This is a genomic window from Streptococcus sp. ST16, from assembly GCF_046098135.1.
In the GTDB taxonomy this organism is placed as follows: domain Bacteria; phylum Bacillota; class Bacilli; order Lactobacillales; family Streptococcaceae; genus Streptococcus.
In genome coordinates, this window is record NZ_JBJUSE010000013.1 from 42,540 (window position 1) to 49,164 (window position 6,625).

Here is a 6,625-nt window from a genome sequence, read left to right on the forward strand (position 1 = left end):
TCTTGCTTGTTTATTTTCGTTTTCTTGCGATCAAGTGAATCGGTGTTCCCTCAAAGACAAAAGCCTTGCGGATTTGATTCTCCAAGAAACGCAGGTAAGAGAAGTGCATGAGTTCTTCTTCATTGACAAAGATGACAAAGGTTGGTGGTTTGGTTGCCACTTGAGTCGCATAGAAGATTTTGAGGCGTTTTCCTTTGTCTGTCGGTGTTGGATTGATAGCAATGGCATCCATAATGACATCGTTCAAGACCGCTGATGGGATACGGGTGTTTTGACTTTCACTAATTTGCTTGATCATCTCAGGCAGTTTGTGGAGACGTTTCTTGGTCAGAGCAGAGACAAAGACAATCGGAGCATAAGGCAGGTATTGGAACTGCTCACGGATATCTTCTTCCCATCTCTTCATGGTGTGGTTGTCTTTCTCAAGGGTATCCCACTTATTGACCACGATAATCATCCCTTTACCTGCTTCGTGTGCAAAACCTGCGATACGCTTGTCGTATTCACGAATACCTTCTTCGGCATTGAGGACCATCAAGACCACATCTGAACGGTCAATGGCACGCATGGCACGCATGACTGAGTATTTTTCTGTATTTTCGTAGACTTTACCAGACTTACGCATACCTGCTGTATCAATCATAGTAAACTCTTGTCCATCCGTATCTGTAAAGTGGGTATCAATGGCATCGCGCGTTGTTCCAGCTACTGGACTGGCAATCACGCGGTCTTCTCCCAAAATAGCGTTGATTAAACTTGACTTTCCAACGTTAGGACGGCCAATCAAGCTGAATTTGATCACGTCTGGATTTTCTTCTTCAACTTCATTTGGTAGATTTTCCACAATGGCATCCAGCACATCCCCTGTCCCGATACCGTGGACAGACGAGATTGGCAGAGGTTCACCCAAGCCCAGAGCATAGAAATCATAGATATCATTTCGCATCTCAGGATTATCAACCTTGTTAACCGCGAGGATAACAGGTTTATGGGTTTTATAGAGTTTGCGAGCTACGTACTCATCTGCATCTGTGATTCCTTCTTTCCCAGACACCACAAAGACGATGACATCAGCTTCTTCCATAGCGATTTCTGCTTGGTGCTTGATTTGCTCCATGAAGGGAGCGTCGACGTCGTCAATCCCTCCAGTATCAATCATACTAAAGGAACGATTGAGCCACTCACCCGTTGCATAGATACGGTCACGTGTCACACCCTCGACATCTTCTACGATTGAAATTCGCTCACCAGCGATCCGATTAAATAGGGTCGATTTCCCAACATTGGGACGTCCCACAATGGCAATAGTTGGTAAGGCCATGTTTTCTCACTTTCTACAATAACTTTTTCTGTTCTAGATTTTTTCGAGTTGAACTAGGTTCGGCTTGACCAAACTGCTCTGCTAAACGCTGACTCCAAGAGGTCGTCGCACGCGCACCAGCATAGTCTGCCTGAACTTTGTCATAGTCCAAAATCGCTTCAACTGGCTGTTCTTGGTATTCTTCTTCAAAAACTACTTGGTTCAAAGGCAGTCTTGGTTTGACATCATGTTGTTGATTTGGCACACCAAGGGCAATCCCAAAAACAGGGTAGGTATAGTCAGGCAGGTTAAAGAGCTCTGCCACTTCTTCTGACTTGTAACGGACTAAACCGATGATCACACCACCATATCCCAGGCTCTCTGCTGCAAGCAAGGTGTTTTGACCAGCAAGCGCCGCATCCACAGAGGTAATGAGGAGACCTTCTACCCCTTGAGGTTGGAAAGTGTCCGTATGAAGACTTGCTCCCTTTTCAGCTCGGTTCAAGTCACCGACAAAGAGCAAAAAGGTTGCTGACTGGCGAATGGCTTCCTGAGGAACCAGTTCATAAAGAGCATCTTTCTTCTCTTGACTGCGCACAAGAATCACAGAGTAGGATTGGAAATTTTTCCAAGATGACGCCATTTGTCCAGCAGTCAAAATCTCGTCCAAGTCTGCTTGAGGAATCTCTTGCTCCTTAAAACGACGAACTGAAGTATGAGCTTTCATCAGTTTAATGGTTTCTGTCATCGGCGATTTTCTCCTTCTAGTCTCGTTTCCTCAGCTAAATAACGGATTCGTTCCATGACCCGTCTAGCTTCCCAAGTCTCGTCATTTCCATTCTTTCCTTTGGCAAAATGTTTTTCCAAATCTTGGAAATTAAAGTTGGAAGTAAAGAAGGTTGGCAAATCTTCCTGCATGCGGTACTGAAGAATGACTTGGAGAATCTCATCACGTACCCAAGGGGTCGACTGTTCTGCACCAATATCATCTAAGACCAGAACTTCAGCTAACTTGATGTCATCCACCAAGGTCTTCACAGAACCTTCACCGATGGCATTTTTCACATCAATGACAAAACTTGGATAGTGGAGAATAGTCGTTGAAGCCCCACGTTTTTCAGATAGGTCGTGAGCCAGAGCCGCCATCATGAAACTCTTACCGACACCAAAATCTCCGTAAAGATAGAGGCCTTTTCGGATACTTGGGTAAAGGTCAACAAAGGCATAGAGTCTCTCAAAAATCGGCAAGCGTCCTAGATCATCCAGGTCAATCTGAGCTAATTTCGCTTTCTTGAGACTTGCTGGTAGGTTGATCAATTTGAGACGATTCTTGATTGCCGCCTCTTTTTCAGCCGCGATTAGTTCCGGTGTTTCTTCATAAGAAACGTCCGCATAACCGTGATTCATGACCAAGATAGGCTTGTAACCACGCGCTATATAGTCCGCATCCCCACGAAGAAACTTGTCCCGTTCTGTGATATATTGGTTGAACTTGGAGATGCTACGATTTAACTCCTCTGGGCTGAGGGATTCTTTCTGGATAAAAGCCGCTACATCGGGGTCCTTCATGATCTGCTGGACCAAGTCCTGATACTGAAAACGACTTGTCTGACGTTTGATTACATCACCAACACTTTCCATCTAGTCTCCTCCTTCTTCTAATCGGGCTAACATTTCTTGTTTTTTTCGTTCTAGTTCCAGACGAGTTTCCTCACTGGTTTGATTTTTATATTCTGGATTACTCCACTTGGGAACATTTGTCTTAGTCGAGCTAGTTTTCGATTTCTGGTCTTCTTGCCCTTTTTTCTGACGCTCTCGAATCCGAAGCACAGCTTCTTCTGCTGTTCGAATTTTTTGGTAAGCATAGTCATTGGCAACCTTCATGGCATATTTCTCATTGACATTTGCCGAATCAACCTTGTTAAAGGTTAGAAGCAAGATGATATTGATGACTTCGTCCAATAAGCCTAAAGACGCCATCTGGTGAAGGAGTTCTCTTTCACTTTGGGTGATGTTTCCCTTACGTGTTTGCTTGATTTCGGCTAAAAATTCTAGGGGAGTTTTATTTTGGGCTTCCCTGATAATGGTCATTTCTTTGGGGCTAAAGTCAGAAGATGCTGGCTTTTGCGCAATCTTTTCACGCATGCGTTTGACTGAAATAACCTGAGCCACCGCTGTCGCTTTGGCTAATTGATAGGTTTCAAACCAAGTCCATTTTTTTTCATCTGCGATGGCAAACAATTCCAAAACATCTGCCTGCTCATTTTCAAAACGCAAGCCATCTCGAGCCATCAGACGCTGGAAATGTTCCAAGTCAAAATCATTTTTTAACTTGCTTTTAGACTCGATTGGTGTCACTTCTTCAGTCAGGGTTGGAAAGACTTGACTCAAAGAAACCGAGAGTGCTTCTCCCTCACTTGGAGCCTGCTTCATAGAAGCAAGTGCAGTATCCCCAATCTTTCGCTCCAATAGTCTGCTATAGACAGAATGACTTAGAAATTCCTGACTGGAGAGGGGAGGATGAAGCTGTAATTCATAGGTTTCTCCCTTTTGATAAAGGGTCAACAAGTCTACAGCAGATAAGATTTTAAAGGACTGGAGGAGCGTATTCATCCCGAAGTTTAAATGATTAAGAATGTTAGCAAAAAGGTGTTCCTTCTGCCCACCATCCCAAAAGGTAATGGCATATAGATAGAGGCTCAGTGCCTCCTGACCGATAATCGGGAGGTAGCACTGCACCAGAGAAGAGGTATCTTGTGACACCCGATTATTCTTTAGAAAAGAAAAACGGTCATTTGGCTTCATTTACTTTTCCTTTTTCTTTTTTGAGGACTGGGTGATCTGCTGGAGCAGACTCTCCAACTCACTCACATCCTTAAAGCTACGATAAACACTGGCAAAACGAACATAGGTAATCTCATCAAGCTCTGCCAATTCTTCCATGACTAAAGATCCAATATATTCACTTTGGATCTCATTCTCACTGCGACTACGGAGTTTTTGCTCAATACGATTGACCACCATGTTGATTTCATCACTTGACACAGGACGCTTCTGGGCTGAACGGATAATCCCATTAAAGATTTTATCTCTTGAAAATTGTTCTCGCGTACCGTCTTTTTTGACGACAACTAGCGTTCTTTCTTCTACTCGTTCATAGGTTGTAAAACGATGCTGACACTCGTCGCACTCACGTCTTCGACGGATGGTATTTCCTTCTTCGGCTTGTCGACTATCAACAACACTAGACTTGGTAGCCCCACATTTTGGACAACGCATGCATTTCCCTCCTTGTCGTTTTCTTTTCATTATACCATTTTTTGAGCAATTCCCAAAACAATTCTTATTTTTACTTGACAAGTTTTTTGTTTTATTGTATTATTTAATTAGAACAACAAAGAAAAAGAAAGGAGACTATGATGTCCTGGTCATTTGATAATACAAAACCCATTTATTTACAGATTATGGAAAAAATTAAACTACAGATTGTTTCCCATGAACTGGAACCCAACCAACAGCTCCCAACCGTGAGAGATTTGGCGAGCGAGGCTGGGGTCAATCCCAATACCATCCAGCGCGCCTTATCGGATCTCGAACGTGAAGGTTTCGTTTATAGCAAGCGAACAACTGGTCGTTTTGTCACCGAGGATTTGGACCTCATCGTTCAGTCCCGCAAACAACTTTCCGAAGAGCAACTGCAACACTTCGTCTCTTGCATGCTTCAATTTGGCTACAAAAAAGAAGAACTGCCAAATGTATTAAGCGACTATATTAAAGGAGTTTAAGACTATGACACTACTAGCACTTGAAAATGTATCAAAATCATATGGAGCAACTGCGGCACTTGACAATATCTCACTAGAGATCTCAGCTGGAAAGATTGTCGGGCTCCTCGGACCAAACGGATCCGGAAAAACAACCCTGATCAAACTGATCAATGGCCTCCTTCAGCCAGATAAAGGACGTGTTCTCATTAACGGACAGGATCCAAGTCCTGCTACCAAGGCGATCGTCTCTTATCTACCAGACACAACTTATCTCAATGAGCAAATGAAGGTTAAAGAAGCCCTTACTTACTTTAAAACCTTCTATCAGGATTTCAATCTTGAACGCGCCCAACATCTGCTTGCAGACCTTGGCATTGATGAAAATAGTCGCTTAAAGAAATTATCAAAAGGAAACAAGGAAAAGGTCCAACTAATCCTCGTTATGAGCCGTGAAGCCCGCCTCTACGTTCTGGACGAACCAATCGGAGGCGTGGATCCAGCTGCCCGTGATTATATCCTCAATACCATCATCAATAACTACTCACCAACCTCTACGGTGCTGATTTCAACCCACTTGATTTCAGATATTGAGCCAATCTTGGATGAGATCATCTTCCTCAAAGACGGAAAAGTCGTCCGCCAAGGAAATGTTGATGATATTCGTTACGAGTCAGGTGAATCAATTGACCAGCTCTTCCGCCAGGAATTTAAAGCCTAAGCAAAGGAGATTATTATGTTTTGGAATCTAGTTCGTTATGAATTTAAGAATGTCAATAAATGGTATTTAGCGCTCTATGGAGCTGTGCTTGCAATTTCAGTTTTGATTGGAGCTTTTCTTGGTAGCCTTAGCCAGAGTTACAATTCTAACAATGCTGTTTATTTCATCTTCTTTTTGGTACTAGTCTTTGGAGGACTCAGCGTCACTCTTTGGATTGCAACAATCTTTTTAATCATCCGAAGATTCAAGGGGAGTGTTTATGACCGCCAAGGGTATTTGACCCTGACCTTACCTGTCTCTGAGCACCAAATCATCATCGCAAAACTTTTAGGTGGTCTTGTCTGGTCCATCTTAAGCTATATCGTCTTTATCTTGAGTGTATTGATTATCTTCTTCTTAACACCAATAGAAAAAGACTTCACTGTCCTCTATAACTTCATTTCCCCTTACCTCAGCTACGGCTGGCTGTATGCCCTATCACTATTTGTCGGTTCGATTACATGGATTTTATCCATTTACCTCTCCATCTCAATCGGACAACTCTTTAATGAGTATCGAACAGCTATGGGGATTCTAGCCTATATCGTCATTGCCATCGTCATTGGTTATGTTTCTCTCTTTTTCCGAATTGAAAATGACTTTAACATGATGATTGGTACAGAAATTCTGCGCGATCTCTTTTTATCGGCTATCTACTATCTCGGTACCTACTATATTTTGAAAAACAAGGTTAATTTGCAATAAAAAATGCCCAGCTAGAAAGTGTACTGACCCCAAAAAGTTAGACAAATAATTTAAGTGAAGGATTTAGTTCTGTATTGCACAGGACTAAGTCCTTTT

The 6,625-nt window shown here is 42.8% G+C and carries 8 protein-coding genes; 3 read left to right on the plus strand and 5 right to left on the minus strand.

Annotated features, from left to right (window positions below; translation table 11 throughout):
* Positions 1–10: 10 nt before the first annotated feature.
* From der to nrdR, 5 genes are read right to left on the minus strand one after another with little or no spacing between them, the layout of a single operon-like run.
* Positions 11–1,321 carry a ribosome biogenesis GTPase Der gene (gene der / locus ACIY14_RS08065; protein ID WP_409002201.1) on the minus strand — a complete coding sequence of 437 codons (1,311 nt, stop codon included), beginning with the start codon at positions 1,319–1,321 and terminating at the stop codon, positions 11–13.
* Positions 1,322–1,334: 13 nt separating this feature from the next.
* On the minus strand, positions 1,335–2,048 hold the full coding sequence (locus tag ACIY14_RS08070) for an NADPH-dependent oxidoreductase (RefSeq protein ID WP_409002202.1): 714 nt from the start codon (positions 2,046–2,048) through the stop codon (positions 1,335–1,337).
* On the minus strand, positions 2,045–2,941 hold the full coding sequence (dnaI, locus tag ACIY14_RS08075; RefSeq protein ID WP_000446484.1) for a primosomal protein DnaI: 897 nt from the start codon (positions 2,939–2,941) through the stop codon (positions 2,045–2,047). The genes ACIY14_RS08070 and dnaI overlap by 4 nt, the downstream gene beginning before the upstream one ends.
* Entirely contained in the window at positions 2,942–4,105 is a 1,164-nt protein-coding gene (locus ACIY14_RS08080) for a DnaD domain protein (protein ID WP_409002203.1), read from the minus strand.
* Positions 4,106–4,579 (minus strand): transcriptional regulator NrdR, encoded by a 474-nt coding sequence (gene nrdR / locus ACIY14_RS08085; RefSeq protein ID WP_001203678.1) that lies wholly within the window; start codon positions 4,577–4,579, stop codon positions 4,106–4,108.
* 140 nt (positions 4,580–4,719) lie between these two features.
* On the opposite strand from nrdR, the gene ACIY14_RS08090 reads away from it, so the two are divergent.
* The 3 genes from ACIY14_RS08090 to ACIY14_RS08100 are packed head-to-tail and all read left to right on the plus strand — an operon-like array spanning position 4,720 to position 6,529.
* Entirely contained in the window at positions 4,720–5,085 is a 366-nt protein-coding gene (locus ACIY14_RS08090; RefSeq protein ID WP_049537140.1) for a GntR family transcriptional regulator, read from the plus strand.
* Between the two features lie 4 nt (positions 5,086–5,089).
* Positions 5,090–5,785, plus strand: coding sequence for an ABC transporter ATP-binding protein (locus tag ACIY14_RS08095; protein ID WP_000173183.1), 696 nt, complete (start codon positions 5,090–5,092; stop codon positions 5,783–5,785).
* Between the two features lie 15 nt (positions 5,786–5,800).
* Entirely contained in the window at positions 5,801–6,529 is a 729-nt protein-coding gene (locus tag ACIY14_RS08100; RefSeq protein WP_000498776.1) for an ABC transporter permease, read from the plus strand.
* Positions 6,530–6,625 lie beyond the last annotated feature (96 nt).

Excerpts from the sequence above, each read along its gene's own strand:
- ACIY14_RS08080 (WP_409002203.1), bottom strand. The coding sequence starts at position 4,105 with ATGAAGCCAAATGACCGTTTTTCTTTTCTAAAGAATAATCGGGTGTCA.
- nrdR (WP_001203678.1), bottom strand. The coding sequence starts at position 4,579 with ATGCGTTGTCCAAAATGTGGGGCTACCAAGTCTAGTGTTGTTGATAGT.
- ACIY14_RS08070 (WP_409002202.1), bottom strand. The coding sequence starts at position 2,048 with ATGACAGAAACCATTAAACTGATGAAAGCTCATACTTCAGTTCGTCGT.
- ACIY14_RS08090 (WP_049537140.1), top strand. The coding sequence starts at position 4,720 with ATGTCCTGGTCATTTGATAATACAAAACCCATTTATTTACAGATTATG.
- dnaI (WP_000446484.1), bottom strand. The coding sequence starts at position 2,941 with ATGGAAAGTGTTGGTGATGTAATCAAACGTCAGACAAGTCGTTTTCAG.
- der (WP_409002201.1), bottom strand. The coding sequence starts at position 1,321 with ATGGCCTTACCAACTATTGCCATTGTGGGACGTCCCAATGTTGGGAAA.
- ACIY14_RS08095 (WP_000173183.1), top strand. The coding sequence starts at position 5,090 with ATGACACTACTAGCACTTGAAAATGTATCAAAATCATATGGAGCAACT.
- ACIY14_RS08100 (WP_000498776.1), top strand. The coding sequence starts at position 5,801 with ATGTTTTGGAATCTAGTTCGTTATGAATTTAAGAATGTCAATAAATGG.